This window comes from Xanthobacter sp. BG11Y11_SDJG, from assembly GCF_057364445.1.
Map to the genome: position 1 here is coordinate 1 of NZ_JBNFNU010000028.1, position 22,897 is coordinate 22,897.

The 22,897-nt window shown below is 69.9% G+C and carries 20 protein-coding genes and 3 pseudogenes; 11 read left to right on the forward strand and 12 right to left on the reverse strand.

Annotation, left to right across the window (positions count from 1 at the left end; genetic code table 11):
* The 6 genes and pseudogenes from livM to AC2W7M_RS04905 form a co-directional block, all read left to right on the forward strand.
* Window positions 1-1,212, forward strand: a pseudogene (gene livM / locus AC2W7M_RS04880) (high-affinity branched-chain amino acid ABC transporter permease LivM); the annotation flags it as partial.
* The gene (locus AC2W7M_RS04885) at window positions 1,212-2,153 is read left to right on the forward strand and encodes an ABC transporter ATP-binding protein (RefSeq protein ID WP_486130499.1); all 942 of its coding nucleotides are present in this window, start codon (window positions 1,212-1,214) and stop codon (window positions 2,151-2,153) included. The pseudogene livM and the gene AC2W7M_RS04885, both read left to right, overlap by 1 nt.
* Before the next feature lie 16 nt (window positions 2,154-2,169).
* Window positions 2,170-2,936, forward strand: a pseudogene (locus AC2W7M_RS04890) (ABC transporter ATP-binding protein).
* Window positions 2,936-3,400, forward strand: a complete 465-nt coding sequence (locus tag AC2W7M_RS04895; protein ID WP_486130501.1) for a DUF6867 family protein — start codon at window positions 2,936-2,938, stop codon at window positions 3,398-3,400. The pseudogene AC2W7M_RS04890 and the gene AC2W7M_RS04895 overlap by 1 nt, the downstream one beginning before the upstream one ends.
* Before the next feature lie 247 nt (window positions 3,401-3,647).
* Window positions 3,648-4,748 carry a branched-chain amino acid ABC transporter substrate-binding protein gene (locus tag AC2W7M_RS04900; RefSeq protein ID WP_486130503.1) on the forward strand — a complete coding sequence of 367 codons (1,101 nt, stop codon included), beginning with the start codon at window positions 3,648-3,650 and terminating at the stop codon, window positions 4,746-4,748.
* 231 nt (window positions 4,749-4,979) lie between these two features.
* Entirely contained in the window at window positions 4,980-6,086 is a 1,107-nt protein-coding gene (locus tag AC2W7M_RS04905) for a branched-chain amino acid ABC transporter substrate-binding protein (protein WP_486130505.1), read from the forward strand.
* A gap of 97 nt (window positions 6,087-6,183) precedes the next feature.
* On the opposite strand, the gene AC2W7M_RS04910 is transcribed toward AC2W7M_RS04905, so the two are convergent.
* Window positions 6,184-6,789, reverse strand: coding sequence for a Crp/Fnr family transcriptional regulator (locus AC2W7M_RS04910; RefSeq protein ID WP_486130507.1), 606 nt, complete (start codon window positions 6,787-6,789; stop codon window positions 6,184-6,186).
* 228 nt (window positions 6,790-7,017) lie between these two features.
* Here AC2W7M_RS04910 and AC2W7M_RS04915 point away from each other — a divergent pair, with 228 nt between their 5' ends.
* Window positions 7,018-7,365 carry a hypothetical protein gene (locus tag AC2W7M_RS04915; protein WP_486130509.1) on the forward strand — a complete coding sequence of 116 codons (348 nt, stop codon included), beginning with the start codon at window positions 7,018-7,020 and terminating at the stop codon, window positions 7,363-7,365.
* A 39-nt stretch (window positions 7,366-7,404) separates the two neighbouring features.
* Here the strand turns inward: AC2W7M_RS04915 and AC2W7M_RS04920 are convergent, their stop codons facing one another.
* The 3 genes from AC2W7M_RS04920 to AC2W7M_RS04930 form a co-directional block, all read right to left on the reverse strand.
* The gene (locus AC2W7M_RS04920; RefSeq protein ID WP_486130511.1) at window positions 7,405-8,136 is read right to left on the reverse strand and encodes a cytochrome c biogenesis CcdA family protein; all 732 of its coding nucleotides are present in this window, start codon (window positions 8,134-8,136) and stop codon (window positions 7,405-7,407) included.
* 184 nt (window positions 8,137-8,320) lie between these two features.
* Window positions 8,321-9,298 carry an ATP phosphoribosyltransferase gene (gene hisG, locus AC2W7M_RS04925; protein WP_486130513.1) on the reverse strand — a complete coding sequence of 326 codons (978 nt, stop codon included), beginning with the start codon at window positions 9,296-9,298 and terminating at the stop codon, window positions 8,321-8,323.
* Window positions 9,295-10,443, reverse strand: coding sequence for an ATP phosphoribosyltransferase regulatory subunit (locus tag AC2W7M_RS04930; protein ID WP_486130515.1), 1,149 nt, complete (start codon window positions 10,441-10,443; stop codon window positions 9,295-9,297). Before AC2W7M_RS04930 ends, hisG begins: the two co-directional genes overlap by 4 nt.
* A gap of 148 nt (window positions 10,444-10,591) precedes the next feature.
* On the opposite strand from AC2W7M_RS04930, the gene AC2W7M_RS04935 reads away from it, so the two are divergent.
* Window positions 10,592-10,861 carry an exodeoxyribonuclease VII small subunit gene (locus AC2W7M_RS04935; protein ID WP_486130517.1) on the forward strand — a complete coding sequence of 90 codons (270 nt, stop codon included), beginning with the start codon at window positions 10,592-10,594 and terminating at the stop codon, window positions 10,859-10,861.
* Window positions 10,862-10,876: 15 nt separating this feature from the next.
* Here AC2W7M_RS04935 and AC2W7M_RS04940 read toward each other — a convergent pair whose 3' ends face one another.
* The 3 genes from AC2W7M_RS04940 to AC2W7M_RS04950 all read right to left on the reverse strand — a co-directional run bounded on the left by AC2W7M_RS04940 (window position 10,877) and on the right by AC2W7M_RS04950 (window position 14,219).
* Window positions 10,877-12,091 (reverse strand): alpha/beta hydrolase family protein, encoded by a 1,215-nt coding sequence (locus AC2W7M_RS04940; protein WP_486130519.1) that lies wholly within the window; start codon window positions 12,089-12,091, stop codon window positions 10,877-10,879.
* Window positions 12,092-12,332: 241 nt separating this feature from the next.
* Window positions 12,333-12,923 (reverse strand): protein-S-isoprenylcysteine O-methyltransferase, encoded by a 591-nt coding sequence (locus AC2W7M_RS04945; RefSeq protein WP_486130521.1) that lies wholly within the window; start codon window positions 12,921-12,923, stop codon window positions 12,333-12,335.
* 12 nt (window positions 12,924-12,935) lie between these two features.
* Entirely contained in the window at window positions 12,936-14,219 is a 1,284-nt protein-coding gene (locus tag AC2W7M_RS04950) for a lipase family protein (RefSeq protein WP_486130523.1), read from the reverse strand.
* 82 nt (window positions 14,220-14,301) lie between these two features.
* On the opposite strand from AC2W7M_RS04950, the gene AC2W7M_RS04955 reads away from it, so the two are divergent.
* A complete protein-coding gene (locus AC2W7M_RS04955) occupies window positions 14,302-15,228 on the forward strand; it encodes a glycosyltransferase (protein WP_486130525.1) in 927 nt (308 codons plus the stop codon).
* Between the two features lie 216 nt (window positions 15,229-15,444).
* Window positions 15,445-17,373, forward strand: a complete 1,929-nt coding sequence (gene dxs, locus AC2W7M_RS04960; RefSeq protein ID WP_486130527.1) for a 1-deoxy-D-xylulose-5-phosphate synthase — start codon at window positions 15,445-15,447, stop codon at window positions 17,371-17,373.
* A gap of 416 nt (window positions 17,374-17,789) precedes the next feature.
* Here dxs and AC2W7M_RS04965 read toward each other — a convergent pair.
* From AC2W7M_RS04965 to AC2W7M_RS04985, 5 genes and pseudogenes are all read right to left on the reverse strand, one after another.
* Window positions 17,790-18,856 (reverse strand): annotated as a pseudogene (locus AC2W7M_RS04965) (CobW family GTP-binding protein).
* Between the two features lie 102 nt (window positions 18,857-18,958).
* Window positions 18,959-19,936, reverse strand: a complete 978-nt coding sequence (locus tag AC2W7M_RS04970; protein WP_486130529.1) for a metal ABC transporter substrate-binding protein — start codon at window positions 19,934-19,936, stop codon at window positions 18,959-18,961.
* 11 nt (window positions 19,937-19,947) lie between these two features.
* A complete protein-coding gene (locus tag AC2W7M_RS04975; protein ID WP_486130531.1) occupies window positions 19,948-20,820 on the reverse strand; it encodes a metal ABC transporter permease in 873 nt (290 codons plus the stop codon).
* 38 nt (window positions 20,821-20,858) lie between these two features.
* A complete protein-coding gene (gene aztA / locus AC2W7M_RS04980; RefSeq protein ID WP_486130533.1) occupies window positions 20,859-21,623 on the reverse strand; it encodes a zinc ABC transporter ATP-binding protein AztA in 765 nt (254 codons plus the stop codon).
* Window positions 21,620-21,865 (reverse strand): hypothetical protein, encoded by a 246-nt coding sequence (locus AC2W7M_RS04985; RefSeq protein ID WP_486130535.1) that lies wholly within the window; start codon window positions 21,863-21,865, stop codon window positions 21,620-21,622. Before AC2W7M_RS04985 ends, aztA begins: the two co-directional genes overlap by 4 nt.
* A gap of 389 nt (window positions 21,866-22,254) precedes the next feature.
* Between AC2W7M_RS04985 and eda the strand changes: the two genes are divergently transcribed.
* A partial coding sequence (eda, locus tag AC2W7M_RS04990) for a bifunctional 4-hydroxy-2-oxoglutarate aldolase/2-dehydro-3-deoxy-phosphogluconate aldolase (RefSeq protein WP_486130537.1) occupies window positions 22,255-22,897 on the forward strand: 643 nt, incomplete at its 3' end.

The window sequence follows — 22,897 nt, forward strand, 5'->3', positions numbered from 1 at the left end:
CGCGCGGGTGCCGCCCAAGAGCGTGGCCGAGGCCGAGGCGGTGGCCAGCCCCTGGCCGCGGCTCGGCGCCGTGGCTTCGGCGCTGGTGAAGCCGGTCTTCTTCGGCCTCGCCATCGCCTATCCGCTGATCGCGGTGACGCTGGTGGGCGGACTGGGGCCGAGCCGCTACTGGATCGACCTCGGCATCTACATCCTCACCTATGTGATGCTGGGCTGGGGGCTCAACATCGTGGTGGGCCTCGCCGGCCTGCTCGACCTCGGCTATGTCGCCTTCTATGCCGTGGGCGCCTACACCTTCGCGCTGCTGTCCACTTCGGTTCCGCTCAACGACTTCCTGGCCGGCCACCTCGGCGACGATTTCTGGAAGGCGTGGTCGTTCTGGGTGTGCCTGCCGATCTCCGGCATCCTGGCCGCCTTCTGGGGCGTGATCCTCGGCTTCCCGGTGCTGCGCCTGCGCGGCGACTATCTCGCCATCGTCACGCTGGCCTTCGGCGAGATCATCCGCCTGGTGCTCATCAACTGGGTGTCGCTGACCAATGGCGGCGCCGGCATCGCCTCGATCCCGCCCATCTCCTTCTTCGGCATCCCCTTCTCGTCCGGCGAGGGCGGGTTCGCCCACCTGTTCGGGCTCACCTTCGATTCCATGCACCGGATGATCTTCCTCTATTTCGTCATCCTGGGGCTCGCCGCGCTCACGGCCCTGGTCACGGTGCGGCTTCGGAAAATGCCGGTGGGCCGCGCCTGGGAGGCGCTGCGGGAGGACGAGATCGCCTGCCGCTCGCTCGGCATCAACACCACGCTCACCAAGCTGACCGCCTTCGCCATCGGCGCCATGTTCGGCGGCTTCGCCGGGGCGTTCTTCGCCGTGCGCATCCGCTTCGTCTCGCCGGAGAGCTTCACCTTCATGGAATCGGCGGTGATCCTCGCCATCGTGGTGCTGGGCGGCATGGGCTCGCAGATGGGCGTGGCGGCCGCCGCGGTCCTGCTGATCGGCGGCATGGAGATGCTGCGCAACCTCTCCTTCCTCAAGAGCGACTGGCTGTTCGGCCCCGACTTCGACCCCACCTTGTACCGCATGCTGATCTTCGGCTTCGCCATGGTGGCGGTGATGGTGTGGCGCCGCGCGGGCTGGTGGCGAACCGCATGCCCACCATCTTCCTGAAAGAGCGCAAGTCGGTCTCCGGCAGCCTCGTGAAGGAGGGCCACGGCTGATGTGCGCCGCGCCTGCGGGTTCCTCCGGTCGCTCCTGGGACGCCGATCCCATCCTCGTGGTGGACCATCTGTCCATGCGCTTCGGCGGCCTGATCGCCGTGAACGACGTGTCGTTCCGCGCCGGCCGCGGCGACGTCACCGCGGTGATCGGGCCCAACGGCGCCGGCAAGACCACGGTGTTCAACTGCATCACCGGCTTCTACAAGCCCACCGCCGGCCGTCTCGCCCTGAACCACGGCGGGCCGGCCACGGCAGTGGAACTCGACGCCGTGACCGCAGCGGGGGAATCCTGGACCCGCACCGGCAAGGGCGCGGTCTATCTCCTGGAGCGGCTGGCGGACCACAAGGTCGCCTCCTGGGCGAAGGTGGCGCGCACCTTCCAGAACATCCGCCTGTTCTCGGGCATGACGGTGCTGGAGAATCTCCTGGTGGCGCAGCACATGTCGCTGTCCGACACCGGCCTGCTGAGCCCGGCGGCCCTGCTCGGCCTGCCCTCCTGGCAGCGCAAGCAGAAGGCGGCCGTGGAGCGCGCCGTCTACTGGCTGGAGAAGACCCACCTCGTCCAGCGCGCCGACGACCCGGCCGGCGACCTCTCTTATGGCGACCAGCGCCGGCTGGAGATCGCCCGCGCCATGTGCACCGGTCCGGTGCTGCTCTGCCTCGACGAGCCTGCCGCCGGCCTCAACCCGCGCGAATCTGCGGCACTCAACGAACTGCTGCTGTCGATCCGCGCCGAGCACGCCACCTCGGTGCTGCTGATCGAGCACGACATGAGCGTGGTGATGGAGATTTCCGACCACGTGGTGGTGCTGGAATATGGCGGCAAGATCGCCGACGGCACCCCCGACGAGGTGCGCCACGACCCGCGCGTCATCGCCTCCTATCTGGGTGTCGAGGACGAGGAGGAGGCGGTCGCCGAGCCGCGGCCACCAAGGCGCTGAGCGCGGAGGCCAATCCATGATCGCCACCGCCCCCGCCCCCGCTGCCGCCGCCGACGCGCCCGCCCGCCCGCCGCTGCTGAAGGTGGAAGGCGTCACTGCCTTCTACGGCAACATCATCGCGCTCAAGGGCGTGGACATCGAGGTGAAGGAGGCGAGATCGTCACCCTCATCGGCGCCAACGGCGCCGGCAAGTCCACGCTGATGATGACGATCTGCGGCGCGCCGCGGGCGCGCGACGGGCGCGTGGTCTATGACGGGCAGGACATCACCCGCCTGCCCACCCACGAGATCATGCGCCTCAAGATCGCGCAGTCGCCCGAAGGGCGGCGCATCTTCCCGCGCATGAGCGTCTACGAGAACCTTCAGATGGGGGCGGCGCTGGACGGCGGCGCGCACTTCGAGGAAGACCTCGCCGCCATGTTCGAGCTGTTCCCGCGGCTGAAGGAGCGCATCTCCCAGCGCGGCGGCACGCTGTCCGGCGGCGAGCAGCAGATGCTCTCCATCGCCCGCGCGCTCATGGGCCGCCCGCGCCTGCTGCTGCTGGACGAGCCCTCGCTCGGCCTGGCGCCGCTGGTGGCGCGGCAGATCTTCGACGTGATCCGCGCCCTCAATGCCGAGCGCGGCCTCACCGTGTTCCTGGTGGAGCAGAACGCCTTCCACGCGCTGAAGCTCGCCCATCGCGGCTATGTGATGGTGAATGGCCTCGTCACCATGTCCGGCACCGGCGCCGAGCTGCTGGCCCGGCCCGAGGTCCGCGCGGCCTATCTGGAAGGGGGGCGCTGATGGACAGCATCCGCAATCCGGGCCGCGCCTCCTCGCCCATGCTGGTGGCGCCGGTCGCGACGCTGGCCGCGCTGGCCTGCGCGCTGGTGATCTGGCCCGAGCTTCTGGTGGAGACCTCGGCGGCAGACTTCATCCTGGTCAGCCTGATCCTCGGCGGCGCCACGGCCTGGCGCACCGGGCAGGCGGTGGCGCGGGGCTGGGGCTCGTTCTGGCACCTCGTCGCCTATGTGGTGCTGCTCGCCGGGGCGGTGCGCTTCTGCCACTTCGCGCTGTTCCAGGACACGCTGTTCTCGCTCCAGCATTTCGCGCTGGAATTCGTGCTGCTGATGGCGGTGGCCGCGCTGGGCTTCCGCTTCGTGCGGCGCCAGCAGATGACGGCGCAGTACGGCTGGATGTTCGAGGCCCACGGGCCGGTCGCCTGGCGCGCGCGCTCCGGCGGCGCGCCCGGCGTGCCATCTGATTAGCGTAGGGCAGGGCCATCGACAGGTCCCGGAATTTGCGCACAATGACCGCGCGCGGCGCTGGCATCGCGGCGTGCGGGGTCCGGCGGGGGACCTCGGTGCGCGCGGCCGTCCATCGCGGTGGACGGGCGCGGCAGCGGCGCGGCGCCCGGCGGCGCAGCAGGCCAAAAGCGTTCTCCTATTGCGCGTGCTACTGTTTCCCGGGACCGGACCTCGCGTGCCGGACACCGACAGAAGGGGAGAGGTTGAGATGAAGAAGCTCTTGTTGGCATCGCTGGCCCTCGGCGCCGGCCTTGCCTTTGCCGCCCAGGCCCAGGCGCAGGTCAAGATCGCCGTCGCCGGCCCCATCACCGGCGAACTCGCCGCCGTCGGCGCGCAGCTGAAGAACGGCACCGAGGCCGCCATCGCCGACATCAATGCCTCCGGCGGCATCCTCGGCCAGAAGGTGGAATTCCTGGTGGGCGACGACGGCGGCAAGCCGGAGCAGGGCAAGGCGGCGGCCAACAAGCTCATCACCGATGGCGCCAAGTTCGTGGTCGGCCACTACAATTCCGGCGTCTCGATCCCGACGTCCCAGGACTATGAGGAAGCCGGCGTCCTCCAGATCAGCCCCGCCTCCACCAACCCGACCTTCACCGAGCGCAAGATGTGGAACACGTTCCGCACCTGCGGCCGTGACGACCAGCAGGGCGCGGTGGCCGCCGCCTACATCCTGAAGAACTTCAAGGGCAAGAAGATCGCCATCGTCCACGACAAGACGCCCTACGGAAAGGGCCTCGCGGACGAGACCCAGAAGGGCCTCAACAAGGGCGGCATGAAGGAAGTGATGTATGAGGGCGTCAATCCGAAGGAGAAGGATTATTCGGCCCTCGTCTCCAAGATCAAGTCGACCGGCGCCGACCTCGTCTATTTCGGCGGCCTGTATCCCGAAGCCGGCCTGATCGTGCGCCAGATGCGCGACCAGGGCATGAAGACGGTCCTCATGGGCGGCGACGGCATGATCGACAAGGAGTTCTGGGCCATCGCCGGCGAGGGTGCCACCGGCACGCTGACCACCTTCGGTCCCGATCCGCGCAAGAATCCGGCGGCCAAGGCCATCGTCGACAAGTTCAAGGCGAAGGGCATCGATCCGGAAGGCTACGTGCTCTATTCCTACGCCGCGGTGCAGGTCATCAAGCAGGCGGCCGAGGCGGCGAAATCCCTCGACCCGAAGAAGGTGGCCGAGAAGATCCATTCCGGCATGAAGTTCGAGACCGTGCTCGGGCCGCTCTCCTTCGACAAGAAGGGCGACATCACCAAGCTCGACTACGTGGTCTATGTCTGGAAGAACGGCGGCTACGAGCAGTTGTGATCCGGCCGTCCCCCGCTTGGCGGCGGAGGACCGAACTGAGGACACGACGGAAAGGCCCGCGGCATGCCGCGGGCCTTTCGCGTTCCTGACCCCGCCCGCGGGCGCTCCTTGCGCAGGGCATGGGTCTTGCTTTGCGAAGGGCTCGCCCGCCGGCGCCGGCATCGGCTATATCCGTTGCCGTAGGGACAAGATGCGCGCCGGACAATCGGCGGCCTATTCGAGGGGTATCAGATGACGAAGCTCAAGCTTGCCTTGCTCGCCATCGGCGCGGGCCTGTGCGTCGGCGCGGTCACGCCGGCGCTAGCCCAGGTGAAGCTCGCCGCTGCCGGGCCGTTCACCGGCAGCATCGCCGCCTTCGGCGCGCAGATGCGCAGCGGCGTGGAGGCCGCGGTCGCCGACATCAATGCGCAAGGCGGCATTCTCGGCCAGAAGATCGAACTCATGGCCGCCGATGACGGCGGCAAGCCCGAGCAGGGCGTCGCCGCCGCCAACAAGCTCATCACCGATGGGGCGACCTTCGTGGTGGGCCACATCAATTCGGGCATCTCCATCGCCGCGTCGCAGGACTACCAGGACGCCGGCGTGCTGCAGATCTCGCCCGCCTCCACCAACCCGGTCTTCACCGAGCGCAAGATGTGGAACACGTTCCGCACCTGCGGCCGTGACGACCAGCAGGGCGCCGTGGCCGGTGCCTACATCGCGGCCAACTACAAGGACAAGAAGGTCGCCATCGTCCAGGACAAGTCGCCCTACGGAAAGGGCCTCGCCGACCAGACGCAGAAGGCCATGAACAAGGACGGCCTCAAGGAGGTGCTCTATGAGGGCATCAATCCCGGCGAGAAGGACTATTCCGCGCTCGTCTCCAAGATGAAGGCGGCGGGCGTCGACCTGGTCTATTTCGGCGGCCTGCACCCGGAAGCCGGCCTGATCGTGCGCCAGATGCGCGACCAGGGCATGAAGACCGTCCTCATGGGCGGGGATGCGCTGACCGACAAGGAGTTCTGGGGCATCGCCGGCCCCGGCGCGGAAGGCACGCTGATGACCTTCGGCCCCGATCCGCGCCAGAACCCGGCGGCGGCGAAGATCGTCGACCAGTTCACGAAGAAGGGCATCGATGCCGAGGGCTACGTGCTCTATTCCTACGCCGCCGTGCAGGTCCTCAAGCAGGCGGCCGAAGCGGCCAAGTCCCTCGACCCGCAGAAGGTGGCGCAGGTGATGCACTCGGGCAAGGCGTTCGACACCGTGCTCGGGCCGCTGTCCTTCGACCAGAAGGGGGACATCACCAAGCTCGACTACATCGTCTATGTCTGGAAGGACGGGGCCTACGCGCCGCTGTAATGCGCCCGGCCGGGGCTGCGGCTCCGGGCCGCCTTTTTGGTCCGGAGCCATCGCCCGAACAGCCAAGACCAGCCGCGGGCACCGGTGGCCCGGCGGGCTACTGCCGCGGCGGCACGGGCCGGATCCGCAGGCCGGTGCCGGACAACTCAAGGAGCCCGGAGCGCACCATCATGCCGAGCGTCCGGTAGAGGGCCTCGTGGGTCAGGCCGAGTTCGGCGGCCCAGCTCTTCTTGGACTGCGACAGGATGAGTCTGCCGTCTTGACCTTCGGTCTCGATGAAATGGAGAATCCGGTCCCGGGCGGTGCGCAGCGCCAGACGTTCCGCGTGCGCGCGCATGCGCCTGAGTTCGTTGCTCAGATGGCGCAGCCACACCTCGCGCACATCTGGCCGCGCGAGCGCCGCTCGAAATTTCGTTAGGGGAACCATCCAGGCGCGGGTGCCGCGGGCCGCCATCGCGTCACAGTGATAGGCGGCCTGATCGAGGCTTGCCTCGGCCAGGAACCCGTGGGCCGTCCGCTGGAAGATCACCTCCATCCCGGTCGGCGAGCAGCGTACCAGCCGCGCTTCCCCGGAGAGGATGAAGAACATGGATTGCGGGCGATCGCCCCGCCGGAACAGCGCTTCGCCTCTCTTGTACGACCTCTCCACGCCAGCCCCGCCGACCGCTGCGTCGAACAGAGCAAGGAGATCGTGGCGCTGCATGGCGACATCCTCCCTATGATCGTGATCATAAGGAGGGATCGGGCAGGGGGCTAGGGTGCGCCGAACGAGCGGAGACCTTTCATGCGCCGAGTCCTCTTCGCGGTCGGGAGCTTCGCACTGCTCTGCGGCATGGCCGCCGCGCAAGCCCAGCACGATCACGCCCACGGGTCCGCAGCCGCGGCCCACGCCGCTTCGGCGGCCCCCCCGGACACGCGGGAATTGGTGCTCATGCCCCAGCCCCTGGCCGAGCACATGCTCGCCAACATGCGCGACCACCTGGCGGCGCTCCAGGAAATCCAGGAGCATCTCGGGAAGGGGCAATTTGACGTTGCCGCGCGGATCGCCGAAAAGCGGCTCGGCATGTCGTCCCTCGGGCTTCACGGCGCGCACGAGGTTGCCGGCTACATGCCGGCCGGCATGCAGGACGCCGGCTCCGCCATGCACAGGGCCGCCAGCCGCCTGGCCATCGTCACCACCGATGCCGCCGTGACCGGCGAGATGGCGCCGGTCTTCTCGGCGCTCGCCGCCGTCACCGGCGCCTGCGTCGGATGCCATGCGGGCTATCGCGTCAAATAGCGGCGATTGCGGGAGGGCGGGGCACCCCGTGTCGCGGCCTCAGCCGATGGTGGAGAGGGCGGGGAAGGTCTCGATCAGCCAGTAGCTCACATGGGCGATCCAGCCTGACATGAAGGCGATGCCGGTAAGCACCAGCAGCGCGCCCATGGTCTTCTCGATCACGGGCAGGTAGCGGCGCAGGTGCTTGAGCCCGGAGAGGAACGGGCGCACCGCCATGGCCGCCACGAGGAACGGCACGCCGAGGCCGAGCGAATAGACCGCGAGCAGCAGCGCGCCCTTCGATACGGTCGCCTCCGAGCCCGCCACGGCGAGGATCGCCCCCAGCACCGGGCCAAGGCAGGGCGTCCAGCCGAAGGCGAAGGCGAGCCCCATCACGAAGGCGCCCCACACCCCGTTCGGCGCGCGCACGTCCGGCCGCGCCGTGCGGTGCAGGAGATGGATGCGGAACACGCCGAGGAAGTTCAGCCCCATGATGATGATGGCGATGCCGGCGATGATGGACAGCGTGTCGAGATGGGCGCGCAGCAGGTCGCCCACCGCCGAGGCGCCGGCGCCCAGCGCCACGAACACCAGGGTGAAGCCCAGCACGAACAGTACCGCGCCCAGCATGGCGCGGCGGCCCACCGCCTTCACCGGCTCGGCGCCGGCGAGGTCGTCGAGGGTCGAGCCGCCCAGATAGGCGAGATAGGGCGGCACCAGCGGCAGCACGCAGGGCGAGACGAAGCTCACGAAGCCGGCGAGGAAGGCGGCGGGAAGGGTGACGTCGGCCATGGAAACCTGAAGGCATTCCTTTCGGGGTCCGCCCGCGGCGGGCGTCCTGTCGCAGCTGCGGCGCCGGCATGCCCGGAACCGCGCGCTCCTTGTGGGCGCCCGACGGCGCCCCGGCAAGGCGCACATGGCCGCGCTCTCCGCCTTGTGAGCCGCCGTGCGAGCCTCGTGTGAGATCGCCGGCGCCTCAGGCGCCGAGCCGCGCCTCCAAGGCCGCGAACAGCGGGTTCTCGGTCGAGAACACGTAGTCGATGGCGCCCGCCGTCACCTTGCTCGCCCCCTTTTCGCGCAGGAACGTGGCGAGGCCGTGCAGCGTGTCCGGCGGGCAGTGCAGCGTCAGCATGCCGGAGGAGGTCGGCCCGCCGAACGGCGCCACGCAGCGGAAGCGCGCCACCGCCTCGTCCACCAGCGAGGCGTCGCAACTGGCGAAGCGGGTGCGCACCTCGCGCATGGTGCGGGCGCGCTTCTCCGCCGCCATGCGGTCGAACATCACCCGCGCGGCGTTGCGGGCCGGCGCTGTCCAGGGCGCCGAGAGCGAGGCGACGAGATTGGCTTCCGACTTCAGGATCACGCCGTCGTCCACCACCTTCAGCGCGTTGGCGGCCAGCGTCGCGCCGGTGGTGGTGATATCGACGATCAACTCCGCCGTGCCCGCGGCCGGCGTGCCCTCGGTGGCGCCGGCGCTCTCGACGATGCGGTAGTCGACGATGCCGTGGCGGGCGAAGAAGCCGCGGGTCAGGTTGACGTATTTGGTCGCCACCCGGATGCGCCGGCCGGTGCGGCCGTGGAAATGCCCGGCCACGTCGTCGAGGTCGTCCATGGTGCGCACGTCGATCCAGGCCTGCGGCACCGCCACCACCACATTGGCATGGCCGAAGCCGAGCCCTTCCAGCAGGGTGACGCGCGCGTCCGCGTCGAGGATGTTCTCGCGCACCAGGTCCTCGCCGGTGACGCCCAGATGTGCGGCGCCGGAGGCGAGCGCGGCGGCGATCTCGGACGCGGACAGGTACGCCACCTCCACGTCGTCCACCCCGCCGAGGGCGCCGCGATAGTCGCGCGCGCCGCGCGCCTGCATCAGCGGCATGCCGGCGCGGGCGAAGAAGGCGTGGACATTCTCCTGAAGCCGGCCCTTGGAGGGCACGGCGAGGATCAGCTTGCCGCTCATCGCGCGCCCTCCACCGCCGCAAGGCGTTCCACCCAGGCCGCCAGCCCCACCGCCGGCACGCAGTCGGCCGCGCCGAGGCGCGACAGCAGGCGGTCATAGCGCCCGCCGGCCACCAGCGGGCCGGCGCTGCGCCCGGCGGGGTCGTGCAGCTCGAACACCATGCCGCTGTAATAATCCAGCGGCCGGCCGAAGGCGGTGGAGAAGCGCACCGCCGGCAGGCTCACGCCGTGCGCGGTGAGGAAGCCGGCGCGGGCGTCGAACAGGTCGAGCGCGCGCGATAGGTCCAGCCCCGCGTCGCGCGCCAGAGCCCGCATGGCGGCGGATGCGGCATCGGGATCGCCGGCGATGGCGAGGTAGCTTTTCAGCACCGCGCCCGCCTCGCTGGACAGGCCGGCTCCGCTCTCCAGCGCCGCCTGCTCCAGGAATCGCGCGGCGATCTCGGACACCGAGCGCCCGCCCACCGTGGAGATGCCGGCGATGGACAGAAGATCGGTGATGAGCGCGCGCGCCGCTTCCGGGTCGGCCCCGGTCAGCGCCGCCAGCACGCCGGAATGGGTGTTCGCCGCTTCCGGAGCGGGGGCGCCGACGCGGGAGAGGTCGGCATCGAGCCGGCTCTGGCCGAAATCCTTGAGCAGGCGGCGGCGCATGGCGGGCGCCAGCGGCAGCGCTTCCAGGAGCGCCGCGAACAGGCCCACGTCGCCGAGCCGGATCTGCGGCTCGGGCAGGCCGTAGAGCGCGCAGGCATCGAGGCCGAGTGCGAGGATGTCCGCATCGGCCGCCGCGATGTCGGCACGGCCGAAGGATTCCACGCCAGCCTGGCGGAACTCGCCGGAGCCCTCGCCGCGGAAGCGGAACACCGCGCCGAGATAGCTCACCGCCGCCGGCAGCGGGCGCTGGGTCTCCAGCACCGCCCGGGCCACCGGAATGGTGAGGTCGGGTCGCAGGCACAGTTCGCGCCCTTCCGCGTCCACCGTCAGGTACATGCGGCGGCGGATGCTCTCGCCCGACAAATCGAGGAACACGTCCGCCGGCTGGAGGATGGGCGGGTCGAGATGGGCGAAGCCCGCCGCCTCGAACCGGGCGAGCAGGGCTTCCTCCAGCGCGCGGGGCTCGCGCGCGGCGATCGGTGGCGCCTCTTTGGGCATGAGCGTGTCTTCCATGGTCGCGCGGCTTCTAGCAAAGCCGCAGCCTTCAAGCCACCCCGCTTGGTCTTAAGGCCGGCCGGCTCCTCGGCTATGGTGGCGGCTGGGAATCACCCCGCGAGGCGTGTCGCGGCGCAGCATCGAGGCGGACATGGCTGAGACGACCAAGGGCGCTCCGGGCGCTGCCGACGTGGCGAAGCTGAGCTTCGAGGCGGCGCTGGCCGAGCTGGAATCCATCGTCTCCGCGCTGGAGAAGGGCAATGTGCCGCTGGAGCAGTCCATCGCCATCTATGAGCGCGGCGAGGCGCTGAAGAAGCGCTGCGAGACGCTGCTGGCTCAGGCCGAGGCCCGCGTCGCCACCATCACCCGCGACGCCGACGGCCGCCCCGCCGGCACCGCTCCGCTCGATCCGGAGGGGTAGCGGGATCGGCAAGCTTCACAGCGCGTCGAACCACGCCTTCCAAAGCGGCACCGCCGTGGCGTAGGTGCCGCGGTGGTTGGTGGCGCCGGTGGAGATGGCCTCGACCCGCGTGTTTCCGCTGCCCATGGCGCGCTGATAGGTCATGGCGAGCTGGCCCTGGCCTTCGGTGATCACCTCGTCCCTGGCGCCGAAATAGTTGCGCACCGGCGAGCCGATGACCCAGCGGTAGGCGGTGGTCTTCTCGCGCAGCAGGCGGCCATAGGCCGAGGCGGCGAAGAATCGCGGGTCGAAAAAGGCGGGGTTGATCAGCTTGCGGAGGTCGGTGGGGAGCTTTGCCGCATCCACCGGTTCGCGCTCATAGGCCTTGCGGGCGAGCGCATAGACCTCTTCCTGGAGGAGCGCCCGGGCAAGGCCCGGCAGGCCATAATAGGTCTCGAACGAGAATGCGGTGAGGATGAACAAGGTCGACACCCAGTCGGCGTCGTTCGGCCGCGGGAAGTCGAGGAAGCCGCTCAGGGTGGCGAAGCCGTCGAATGGCGCGCTGGCGGTGGCGGCGCCCGCGACCGCAACCCCCGCCCGCTCCAGCTTCTCGAGCAGCGCCATGGTGACGAAGCCGCCCTGCGACCAGCCGCCCAGCACCAGCTTGGAACTGGTGAGCTTCAGGTGCGCCAGCACCGCTTGGGCCGCCATCAGCATGTCGTAGGTGGCCTGCTGCTGGCTCTCCTTCACCAGATAGCCTTCGCGCGCGGTGGACGTGCCGAGGCCGAAATAGTCGGCACCGATGACGATGTAGCCCTGGCCGGCGAACTGGGCGAGGGCGAGCTGGGTCTCCGGCGACTGCTCGGGGAAGGAGGGCACCTGCTGTTTTCCGTAGACCGTGCCGTGCTGGTAGGAGAGCAGGGGAAAGTCGGTCTGCGCCGTGTCCGGCACGGCAAGGAGCCCGCTCGCCAACGTGGGCGCGTTGCCCTGCTCGGGGATCACCGAGGCATAGGTGATGCGATAGAGCCGCACGGCATTGCGCGCCGGCGAGAAGGCGGGTGCGACGCCGAAGAATTTCGGCACCTCGGTGGCGAGGACGGCGTTGAGCTTGTCCACGTCCCAGCGGCCGATCTCCTCATAGCCGACACTGGAGCCGACTGGGATCGGGCCATTGGCCTGAGCGCCGGCCCCCGGCGAGAGGAGAAGCGCGCCTGCGAGCGCGGCGAGGAACGGGCGGAGGAGAGGGGGCATCGGGGTCTCGCGATCGGCCGCCGGGCGGGCGGAGCGGGGTGATCCTACGGGCGGACCTTTGCCTTGGAGTTACCGGCGGCGGCATGGGCCGTCCCGTTCCGGGACGCCGCGGTCCGGCACGCGGCACGCAGCGCGAACCAAGCAGGCCCGAATCGCTGGCGGACGGCCCTTCGCGCTTTGTTCGCGCCGGTCCGTTGGCCGCTCGCTCCGCACCCCACAAGGGGTAAGACGGACCCGCCGCTCAGTAGATGCCGGGGATAATGCGCTTGGTGCGCGCCATGTAGGCGTCGTACTGCGCGCCGAAGGCCTCGCGCATCATCTGCTCCTCGCGCCCCACGCGGAAGAAGAACAGGATGCCGAAGCCCACCAGCCCGGACAGCCCGGCCACGAGGTTCGGCAGCAGCAGCGCCTGCGCCAGCGCCCACAGGAAGAAGGCGGAATACATGGGGTGGCGCACCTTCTCGTAGACGCCCGAGGTGATCAGCTCGTGGCTGTCCTTGATCTCCAGCGTCACCGACCAGTAGCGCCCGAGCTGGCTATGGGTGCGCCGGAACAGCCAGAGCGCGGCCAGGAACACCGCGACGCCGGCGACCACCTGCACCACCGACGGCGGGTAGGAGAAGGCGCGCGGAAAGCCCGTCGCGGCATAGATCGCCGGGATGATGCCGAGGCCGAGGGTGGAGATGGACAAAAGCGCCATCTCGCGCGCGGTGCGGTGGCGCGCATCCGCCACCTTCATGCGCCGCGCCTTGCGCTCGAACGGCAGGCGCATGACGAACCAGGCGGCGACCCCCAGGGCCCAGGCGATCTTGGAGAAGGCGAGAAGGCTCATCGTGTCCTCACGTCAAGGCGCGCGCCACGGTCCCGGATCGGCCGGGGCATAGGGGCGCATCAAGAGGCCGCGCGCGTCGAGATAGGTCCGCAGGCCATTGGCGCTCGCCGCCAGAAGGTCGAAGCGCAGCGGGCTCGCCAGCACGGCGAAGAAGTCGTAGCCGGCGCGCTTGTCGTTGGCGAGCAGGTACTGGCAGTGCAGGCGCATCATGTCGAGCCGGAAGCGGGCGAAGGTCGCTTCCGTCAGCATGTCGCGGATCGGATGGGCGCGGATCAGCGGGCGTTCAGAGAAGTCGCCGGTCACGGTGCGGAGCGGGGCAAAGCGGGCCTCCTCCAGCGTCACCGGATTGATGCGGTAGAAGCTCACCACGTCGTCGCGCGCCTGGATCTCCAGCCAGCCTATGGCGCGCGCGTCGGCCACGATGCGGGCGGCCTCGCGCAGCCGTCCGCCGGCCGGGTGAAGCGCGAACTTGGCGGTGGTGGAGCCCACGGTGAGCAGGCGCACCGGCACGCCTGTCCCGAGCGCCGGGTTCAGCTCCAGCGCGCGGGCGAGCGCGCTCACGGCCAGCATGGCCCCGAGACTGTGGCCCACCACGACGATCTCGTCGACCTCGCCCGCCGCCGCCACCTCGGCGATGCGGGCGCCGAAGGCCGCGACCCGCGCGTCGATGGCGCCATGGCGGCCGCGCACGAAGTCCACCGAGAATTCGGCGAGGTCCAGCGACTGCTTCAGGCGGAGCTTGCGCCCCGGCCAGCGCATGAGAAGGGCGCCGGCACCGGCCGCGACGGCGATGCCGATGAGCGCCGCCCCGAGCGTTCCGAGCGTCGGCTCTGCGGTGCCGTAGACCACGACGCCGAGGCCGGCGGCGATGCCCCAGAACAGGAGCGTGAGCACGTAGGTGAAGAGGAAGAAGAAGCCGTAGCGCGGGCTGCTGCGGAAATAGCGCGCCAGCGTGCCGCTCGTGACCATGTCCGCGAGCGCCCGGAGCGTGCCGCCCATGTGGGAGAGCGGGCTGCGGGCCATGTCGGCCTGGACCAGATCGTTCCAGGCGAGCAGCTCGAAGGTGGCGGTGGTGCGCCAGTTCGCGCCCCCCGCCGCGATCGACCAGGCGGCGCCGGTGGGGGTGGGGCGCGGCCCGTCCTCCAGGCAGGAGGCCTCCGCGAGGCTCCAGGTCCCGCGGAACCGGTTGAGTTCGCGCTCGAAGATGCGGCGGTGGCCATCCACCGGCATCGGGTCGTAGCCCGGCACCAGAAACAGGTGCCGGCGCTCGGTCCGCCATCTCGCGCCATCCCACATGCGCGGCCTTCTACCGAAGTTCACGCCGGGTGGCTATGGGGGCGCCTTGCAATCGCGCCGGACCGGGGGCAGGAGAGGGCGCATGCGAGAGGCGAAGCAAAGCCACGAGGCGCCGGCGACACCCGGTCCCGCAGGCGCGGACGCGCCGGCCGCCGCAGCGGCGGGCGGGGTGACGGTGGTGTTCGTCACCTATAACAGCGGCGCGGTGATCGGCCGGGCTGTGGCCTCGGTGCCACCGGACTGCGACGTGGTGGTGGTGGACAATGCCAGTCCCGAGGGCACCGCCTGGCATGCGGACCTATCCCGGCCGGCGCGCCTCGTGCCGATGGCCCGCAATGTGGGCTTCGGCGCCGGCTGCAATGCCGGCGCGCGGGCGGCGCGCACCCGCTACGTGCTGTTCCTCAATCCCGATGCGGCGCTGGAGCCAGGCGCCATGGACGCCCTGCGCGCCGCCGCCGCCCGCTATGGCGCGCCGGCTTTGCTGATGCCGGCCATCGTCGGCGAGGACGGCCGGCTGATGCGCAAGGAGGGCACCATCTTCGAGCCGGTGGAGCGCGCCGCGCGGCTGCGGCCGCAGGAGGTGGCGGGCGACTATTGCACCCGCTTCGTCCATGGCGCGGCCTTCATGATGGCGCGCGACGCCTTCCTCGCCATGGGCGGGTTCGACGAGCGGATCTTCCTCTATCACGAGGACGACGACCTCTCGCTGCGGGCGATCGCGGCCGGCGTGCCCATCATCGTCGTCACCGGCGCGCGGGTGGTGCATGCGGGCGGGCGGTCCTCGGCGCCGGGCTTGCGGCAAACCTTCGCGGTCAACCGCTTCAAGCAGCAGTCGGAGACCTATCTGCGGGCCAAGTATGATCGCCGCCGCGGCCGGGCCGTGCAGGCGCTGAAGCTGGCGGGGGGATGCCTTCTGGCGGGCCTGCTGCTCGACGCGCACCGCCTCGCCATCCGGGCCGGCAAGCTGCGCGGGCTGTTCGATTCGCCAGCGGGGCCGACGCCGACATAGCCGGCTTCGCATCCGGGCCTTCGGGGCAATAGAGAGGTCTGTGCACGGGCAATCCACCGCATCGATCGGGTCGATCAGGCGGTCCGGCGTGGTTGGCGGCGGCCGGAAATCCTTGCGCAGACCCCGGCCGGGATGGTTTTACAACGGCGCGTTGCGCCATGTGACGACCTGTGTAAGCCTCGTTGATCGCCGGCTGGGACCGGCCCGGAGCGTTCTGTGAGCCTGAAGACACCGTTGCTCGATACCATCAAGGATGCTGCGGACGTGCGGCGCCTGCCGCAGGAGAAGCTGGCGCAGCTCGCCGCCGAACTGCGTGCCGAGACCATCGACGCGGTTTCCGTGACGGGCGGACACTTGGGGGCGGGCCTCGGCGTGGTGGAGCTGACGGTGGCTCTGCACCACACGTTCAACACCCCCCACGACCGGCTGATCTGGGATGTGGGCCACCAGTGCTATCCGCACAAGATCCTCACCGGCCGGCGCGAGCGCATCCGCACCCTGCGCCAGGGCGGCGGCCTCTCCGGCTTCACCAAGCGCTCGGAGAGCGAATACGACCCGTTCGGCGCCGCCCATTCCTCCACCTCCATCTCGGCCGGGCTCGGCATGGCGGTGGCGCGCGACCTCGCCGGCATCGAGCGCAACGTGGTGGCGGTGATCGGCGACGGCGCCATGTCGGCGGGCATGGCCTATGAAGCCATGAACAATGCGGGCGCCATGGATTCGCGCCTCATTGTCATCCTCAACGACAACGATATGTCCATCGCCCCGCCCACGGGCGCCATGTCGGCCTATCTGGCGCGGCTGATCTCGGGGCAGACCTACCGGTCCCTGCGCGAGATCGGCAAGCAGATCGCCGGCCACCTGCCGAAGTTCGTGGAGCGCGGGGCGCAGCGCGCCGAGGAGTTCGCGCGCGGCTTCTGGACCGGCGGCACGCTGTTCGAGGAACTGGGCTTCTATTATGTGGGCCCCATCGACGGCCACAATCTCGACCACCTGCTGCCGGTGCTCAAGAATGTGCGCGACGCCAAGACCGGGCCGATCCTGGTCCATGTGGTGACGCAGAAGGGCAAGGGCTACGCCCCCGCCGAGGCGAGCGCCGACAAGTATCACGGCGTGGTGAAGTTCGACGTGGTGACGGGCGCGCAGGTGAAGGCGAAGTCCAACGCGCCGTCCTATACCCGGGTGTTTGCCGAAGGTCTGATTTCCGAGGCGCGGCGCGATCCGAAGATCGTCGCCATCACCGCCGCCATGCCGTCCGGCACCGGTCTCGATCTGTTCGGGCAGGTGTATCCCGACCGCACCTTCGACGTGGGCATCGCCGAGCAGCACGCGGTGACGTTCGCGGCCGGGCTCGCGGCCGAAGGCTTCAAGCCGTTCTGCGCGCTCTATTCCACCTTCCTCCAGCGCGGCTACGACCAGGTGGTGCACGACGTGGCGCTGCAGGGTCTGCCGGTGCGGTTCGTCATCGACCGCGCCGGCCTCGTGGGCGCCGACGGGGCGACCCATGCGGGCGCGTTCGACATCGCCTTCCTCGCCTGCCTGCCGGGCATGGTGGTCATGGCGCCGGCGGACGAAAGCGAACTGACCCACATGATGGCCACCATGGCGGCGTTCGACGGCGGCCCGTCCGCCGTGCGCTTCCCGCGCGGCGAGGGCGTCGGCATCGAGCGGCCGGATCGCGGCGAGATCCTGCCCATCGGCAAGGGGCGCCTGGTCCACGGATCCGGGGCCGGCGACGTTGCGCTGCTCTCCCTCGGCACAAGGCTCGGCCCGTGCCTTGAGGCCGCCGAGCGGCTGGAGGCCAAGGGCCTCAAGGTGAGCGTCGCCGACGCGCGGTTCGCCAAGCCCCTCGACCGCGAGCTGATCCTGAAGCTCGCCGCCGGGCACGGGGCGCTGGTGAGCGTGGAGGAGGGCTCCGTGGGCGGCTTCGGCAGCCACGTGCTCCAGCTCCTGACCGACGCAGGCGCGCTGGACGCGGGCGCGCTGAAGGTGCGCGCCATGGTGCTGCCCGACATCTATATCGACCAGGACACCCAGGCCCGCCAATTGGCCGAGGCCGGCCTCGACGCCGACGCGATCGTCGCCAAGGTGGAGAGCCTCGGCCTCCCGGCGCGCGCAGGCCGAAGCCTGCCGAAGGCGGGGTAGGGGCGGGCAGCGCCTTTTGCGCACGCCATAGGGTCCACCCCTCACCGTGCCCTCGTCCCACCGGGGAGAGGGTTTTCCCAAGCCGTGCCGGAGCGACACTCTTAAAAGGGAGTGAGTTCTCCCTTATGCACGCCGTGGCTCCCTCTCCCGGAGGGAGAGGGTTGGGGTGAGGGGTTCGCCGCGGGCTTGCCAAACCGAATGGCGTGCGCGGACACGGGGGGCCGGGGCCGAAGCCCCCATGCCCGCCGGAGAGCGGCATTCCCATGGGCCCTCCGGTCAAGCCGGAGGGCGACGGTGGGGGAAGGAGTAGCGTGGGCGGGAGAGCAACCCGCCGCATCCAGCAAATAACCGCCGTCATGCTCCGGCTTGACCGGAGCATCCACGGGGCCTCCCGGCGGGACGCCGCCGCAAGCCTCTCACGCCGCGCAGGACAGAAAGCCCGCCTCCAGCGCCTTCGCATCGAGCTTGCGGCCGATGAAGACGATGCGGCTCAGCTTCTTCTCGTCGTCCTTCCAGGGGCGCTGGTGGTCGCCGTCGAGGATCATGTGCACGCCCTGGAACACGAAGCGGTCCGGGTCGTCCTTGAAGGCGAGGATGCCCTTGGAGCGCAGAATGTTCGCGCCCTCCTTCGCCACCAGATCCTGCACCCAGGGGAAGAACTTGTCCGGGTCCAGCGGCGTCTCGGTGGAGAAGGAGAACGACTGCATCTCCTCGTCATGGACATGCTTCAGCCCGCCATGATGGTGATGGTCGTGATGCGCGTGGTCGCAACCGCAGTCGGGGCCGTGCGCGTGATCATCGTGGTGGTGATGGTGGTGGCCCTCCTCCTCTTCGAGGAAGGCGGGCTCGATCTCCAGGATGCGGTCGAGGTCGAAGGCGCCCTGGTTCAGCACCTTGGAGACATCGATGGCCGACTTCTGGGTGCGGTGGAGCTTGGCGTAGGGGTTGATGCCGCGGATGCGGGCCTCCACCTCGGCGAGCTCGTCGGCGGTCACGAGGTCGGTCTTGTTGAGCAGGATCACGTCCGCGAACGCCACCTGGTTCTTCGCCTCGGGGGCGTCCTTGAGGCGGTCGGAGAGCCACTTGGCGTCGGCCACCGTCACCACCGCATCGAGCTTGGTCTTGGCCTGCACCTCCTCGTCCACGAAGAAGGTCTGCGCCACCGGCGCCGGGTCGGCGAGGCCCGTGGTCTCGACATGATGCCGTCGAACTGGCCCTTGCGGCGCAGGAGGCCGTCGATGATGCGGATGAGGTCGCCGCGCACCGTGCAGCAGATGCAGCCGTTGTTCATCTCGAACACTTCCTCGTCGGCGCCCACCACGAGGTCGTTGTCGATGCCGATTTCACCGAACTCATTGACGATGACGGCGAATTTCTTTCCGTGCGGCTCGGAGAGGATGCGGTTGAGCAGCGTCGTCTTGCCCGCCCCCAGATAGCCGGTGAGGACGGTGACGGGAATCTTTGCGGACGGGGTCTCGGCCATGTCTCACACCTGTCTTTGCGGCGTCGCGGACGGGGGCCCGCCGATGCCGAAAGGCGGCAGGCGTGATCGCCTGCCGCCGGAGTCTCGCCTGCGGCGCGTCCTTCAGCTCGACAGCGCCGAGCTCAGGGTGCGCACGTTGGACTGCATCATCAGGATGTAGGTGCTCGCAGGGCCTTTGTCATCGGAGAGCGCGTCGCTATAGAGCTCGCCGCCGATCTTGGCGCCGGTCTCTTTGGCGATGCGCTCGATGAGGCGCGGGTTGGTGACGTTCTCCAGGAACACGGCCGGGATCTTCTCCGCCTTGATCTGGCGGATGATGCGCGCCACGTCCTTGGCGGACGCCTCGCTCTCAGTGGAGACGCCCTCGGGCGAGATCAGCTCCAGGCCGTAATCGGCGCCGAAATAGCCGAACGCGTCGTGCGAGGTGATGATGCGCCGCTGGTCGGCCGGGATCTTGCCCAGCGCCGCCTTCACCTCGGCGTCGAGGGCGTCGAGCTTGGCGGTGTAGGCGGCGGCATTGGCCGTGTAGGCGTCCTTGCCGGCCGGGTCGGCGGCGATCAGCGCGTCGCGGATGTTGGCGACGTAGATCTTGGCATTGGCGATGGACTGCCAGGCGTGCGGATCGATGCCGCCATGGTCGTGGCCGTGGGCCTCCTTCTTGCCGCCCTTCTTGCCGTGGTCGTGATCGTGGGCGTGCTTGCCCTTGCCGTGGTCGTGGTCGTCCTCGTCCGCCATCTCGCGCGGGGCGATGCCGGCGGTGGCGACGATGATCTTCGCCTTGGTGCCGGAGGCCTTGGTGAGGCGCTCCATCCAGCCTTCAAAGCCGAGGCCGTTGACGAACACCAGCTTCGCGGCGGCGAGCTTCTTCGCGTCGGCCGGGGTCGGCTGGTAGACGTGGGCATCGCCGTTGGGGCCGACGATGGTGGAGACCGACACGCGGTCGCCGCCCACCTGCTTCACGAAATCCCCGAGGATGGAGAAGGAGGCGACGACGGGCATCTTCGCCTCCTGGGCGCCGGCGGGGCCGGCGAGGAGGGGCAGCGCCGCGAGCGCGGCGAGGACGAGACGACGGGAGACCATGCGGCTTCCTTTCAGGCTTCGAGATGGCGGCGCGGCACCAGCCGGCCGATCAGTCCCCCCACCGGGCCGAACAGCACGGCAAGGGCATAGGCGCATCCGGCGACCAGCATGATGGCCGGTCCGGATGGGGCGCCGAGGTGATAGGAGACCAGCAGCCCGGCGACGCCCGAGGCCGCGGCGACCAAAGTCGCGAGCGTCACCAGCGCAGTGAGATCGCGGGCGAAGAAGCGGGCGGTGACGGCGGGCAGCATCATCAGCCCCACCGCAAGCAGCGTGCCGAGCGCATGGAAGCCGCCGACGAGGTTCAGCACCACCAGCGACAGGAAGGCGATATGGCTCGTTCCGCCCGCCCGGCTCACCGAGGCGAGGAAGGTGGGATCGACGCATTCCAGCACCAGCGGGCGCCAGATCACGGCGAGCGTCGCCAGGGTCACGGTGGAGATTCCGGCGATCAGCAGCAGCGTCGCGTCGTCGATGCCGAGCACGGTGCCGAACAGCACGTGCAGAAGGTCGATGTTCGAGCCCTTGAGCGAGACGATCATCACGCCGAGCGCCAGCGAGATGAGATAGAAGGCGGCGAGCGAGGCGTCCTCCTTCATCTGCGTGGCGCGCGCGACCACGCCGGCGCCCACCGCCACCACGAGGCCGGCGACGAGCCCGCCGATGGTCATGGCGAACAGGTTCAGCCCGCTCACCAGGAAGCCGATGGCGGCCCCCGGCAGGATGGCGTGCGCCATGGCGTCCCCGGTGAGCGACATGCGGCGCAGCATCAGGAACGCGCCCACCGGCCCGGCGCCGAGCGACAGCGCCAGCACGCCGACCAGCGCGCGGCGCATGAACTCGAACTCGGCGAACGGCGCAACCAGCGCCTCATAGGCGGTCATGACGATGGACCTTCCGGGTCGTTGGCGGCGCCGGCGGCTCAGGCCGCGCGGGTGCAGGAGGCGGCGTCCTGGTGCCAGGCCTCGCCCATGCGGCGGGCCTTAAGCAGGTTCTCGGGCGAGAGGGCTTCGTGCGTCGGCCCCCAGGCGATCGGGCCGCGGGCGAGCAGCAGGGTCTGCGGGAAGGTCGCCCGCACCATCTCGAAATCGTGGAGCACCGCCAGAACCGTGCGTCCCTCCCGGTGCCATCGGCCGACCAGAGCGACGAGATCGGCGACGGTGGAGGCATCGAGCGCGGTGAAGGGCTCGTCCAGCAGGATCAGGCGGGCGTCCTGGAGCAGCAGGCGCGCGAACAGGGTGCGCTGCATCTGCCCGCCCGACAGCGTGCCGATGGGGCGCGCCTCGAACCCCTGGAGGCCGACGGCGGCGAGCGCCGCCTCGATGCGCGCGCGATCCTTCGCGCCGATGCCGCCGAACAGGCCGGCGCGGCGCCACAGCCCCATGGCCACCATGTCGAAGACGCTGATGGGGAAGGAGCGGTCGATCTCCGCCCCCTGGGGCAGATAGGCGATGTCTCGGGTGGAGAGGCCCTTCAGATCGATGCCGCCGCCGAGCGGGCGCAGCGCGCCGGTGATGCCCTTCAGCAGGGTCGACTTGCCGGCGCCGTTGGGGCCGCACACGGCGAGCAGCGCACCCTCGTCCACCGTTCCAGAAAGATGGTGGACGGCGGGGTGGCGCTCATAGCCGAGCGTGAGATCGCTGAACGCGATCTGCGCCTTGGCGCGGGCCTCGGTGCGCGCGCTCATGGGCCGCCCACCACCAGAAAGACGGCGATCCACAGCGGCACCAGCAGGCCGGCGGCGATGGCGAGACGGCCCGCCAGAGACAGGCGCAGAAGCGAGGGGCGAACGGCGGCGGGCGCGGCGACGCGGGGGGTGTGGCGATGGTCGCCATGGAGATGGTCGCTAGGGAGATGGTCGGCATGGGCATGGCCGGCGTGCGGGTGGGCGGTATGGCCGGCGGGATCGTGAGGCGCTTTCGGATGCATGGCGCCATTCTCTATCGGAACGGCCCGCTCCGCACGCGACATGCTCGCCTGGTCCGCATTCCCTTGGGTCGTCCTATCTGCGCGGGTCGGGCCTCGGGGGACGAGCGGGCGCGGAAGGGGCGTGGCAGCAAGGGTCATGGCGCGATCAACTGAGGACACGGTGCTCTTGATATAGTGTATCATCATTTTTGTCCACTGCCTCGGCACGGTGGGTGGATTCTTCCCACCGCTTCCCCGCCGGGCGAGGGAGAGGCAAGGCCGAGCGCGGGAAGGGCGAGAGAGGGGGAGCGTGGCCGCCTGCGCCCCGCGATCATCGGAACAGGCTCGCGCTTCGCACATTGGTATACTAGTGTGCAAGTCCAGCCGCCGCGCCCCCGGAGACCGTGTCCATGAGCCTTCCCAGTCCGCTTGCATTCCTCGCCCGGGCGCCCGTGGTTCCGGTGGTGGTGATCGAGCGCCTCGCCGATGCGGTGCCGCTGGCGCGGGCGCTGGTGGAGGGCGGTCTGCCGCTGATCGAGATCACCTTGCGCACCCCGGTGGCGCTCGAGGCGGTGCGGGCGGTCGCGGCGGAGGTCGAGGGCGCGATCGCGGGCGCCGGCACGGTGGTCGACCGCGCCCAGATCGAGGCGTCGCTGGAGGCGGGGGCCCAGTTCCTGGTGAGCCCGGGTACGACGCCTGCGCTCGCTGCGGCCTTCGCCGAATTGGACATCCCGGTGATGGCGGGCTGCGCCACCGCGAGCGAGGCCATGCGGCTGGCCGAACTGGGCTTCGAGGTGCTGAAGTTCTTTCCCGCGGAGGCCTCGGGCGGCGCGGCGTTCCTGAAGTCGATCGCCGGCCCGCTGCCCCATCTGCGTTTCTGCCCCACCGGCGGCATCGGTCCGGGCAATGTCCGCGACTATCTCGCGCTGCCCAGCGTGGTGGCCGTGGGCGGCTCCTGGGTGGTGCCGCAGGACGCCATCCGCGCCGGCGATTTCGCCAAGGTGCGCGACCTCGCCGCCGCCGCCGCCGCGCTGCCGCGGGCGGCGACGTTCG

Coding starts and splice junctions, on each gene's coding strand:
- AC2W7M_RS04885 (WP_486130499.1), top strand. CDS start 1,212: ATGTGCGCCGCGCCTGCGGGTTCCTCCGGTCGCTCCTGGGACGCCGAT.
- AC2W7M_RS04895 (WP_486130501.1), top strand. CDS start 2,936: ATGGACAGCATCCGCAATCCGGGCCGCGCCTCCTCGCCCATGCTGGTG.
- AC2W7M_RS04900 (WP_486130503.1), top strand. CDS start 3,648: ATGAAGAAGCTCTTGTTGGCATCGCTGGCCCTCGGCGCCGGCCTTGCC.
- AC2W7M_RS04905 (WP_486130505.1), top strand. CDS start 4,980: ATGACGAAGCTCAAGCTTGCCTTGCTCGCCATCGGCGCGGGCCTGTGC.
- AC2W7M_RS04910 (WP_486130507.1), bottom strand. CDS start 6,789: ATGCAGCGCCACGATCTCCTTGCTCTGTTCGACGCAGCGGTCGGCGGG.
- AC2W7M_RS04915 (WP_486130509.1), top strand. CDS start 7,018: ATGCCCCAGCCCCTGGCCGAGCACATGCTCGCCAACATGCGCGACCAC.
- AC2W7M_RS04920 (WP_486130511.1), bottom strand. CDS start 8,136: ATGGCCGACGTCACCCTTCCCGCCGCCTTCCTCGCCGGCTTCGTGAGC.
- hisG (WP_486130513.1), bottom strand. CDS start 9,298: ATGAGCGGCAAGCTGATCCTCGCCGTGCCCTCCAAGGGCCGGCTTCAG.
- AC2W7M_RS04930 (WP_486130515.1), bottom strand. CDS start 10,443: ATGCCCAAAGAGGCGCCACCGATCGCCGCGCGCGAGCCCCGCGCGCTG.
- AC2W7M_RS04935 (WP_486130517.1), top strand. CDS start 10,592: ATGGCTGAGACGACCAAGGGCGCTCCGGGCGCTGCCGACGTGGCGAAG.
- AC2W7M_RS04940 (WP_486130519.1), bottom strand. CDS start 12,091: ATGCCCCCTCTCCTCCGCCCGTTCCTCGCCGCGCTCGCAGGCGCGCTT.
- AC2W7M_RS04945 (WP_486130521.1), bottom strand. CDS start 12,923: ATGAGCCTTCTCGCCTTCTCCAAGATCGCCTGGGCCCTGGGGGTCGCC.
- AC2W7M_RS04950 (WP_486130523.1), bottom strand. CDS start 14,219: ATGTGGGATGGCGCGAGATGGCGGACCGAGCGCCGGCACCTGTTTCTG.
- AC2W7M_RS04955 (WP_486130525.1), top strand. CDS start 14,302: ATGCGAGAGGCGAAGCAAAGCCACGAGGCGCCGGCGACACCCGGTCCC.
- AC2W7M_RS04970 (WP_486130529.1), bottom strand. CDS start 19,936: ATGGTCTCCCGTCGTCTCGTCCTCGCCGCGCTCGCGGCGCTGCCCCTC.
- AC2W7M_RS04975 (WP_486130531.1), bottom strand. CDS start 20,820: ATGACCGCCTATGAGGCGCTGGTTGCGCCGTTCGCCGAGTTCGAGTTC.
- aztA (WP_486130533.1), bottom strand. CDS start 21,623: ATGAGCGCGCGCACCGAGGCCCGCGCCAAGGCGCAGATCGCGTTCAGC.
- AC2W7M_RS04985 (WP_486130535.1), bottom strand. CDS start 21,865: ATGCATCCGAAAGCGCCTCACGATCCCGCCGGCCATACCGCCCACCCG.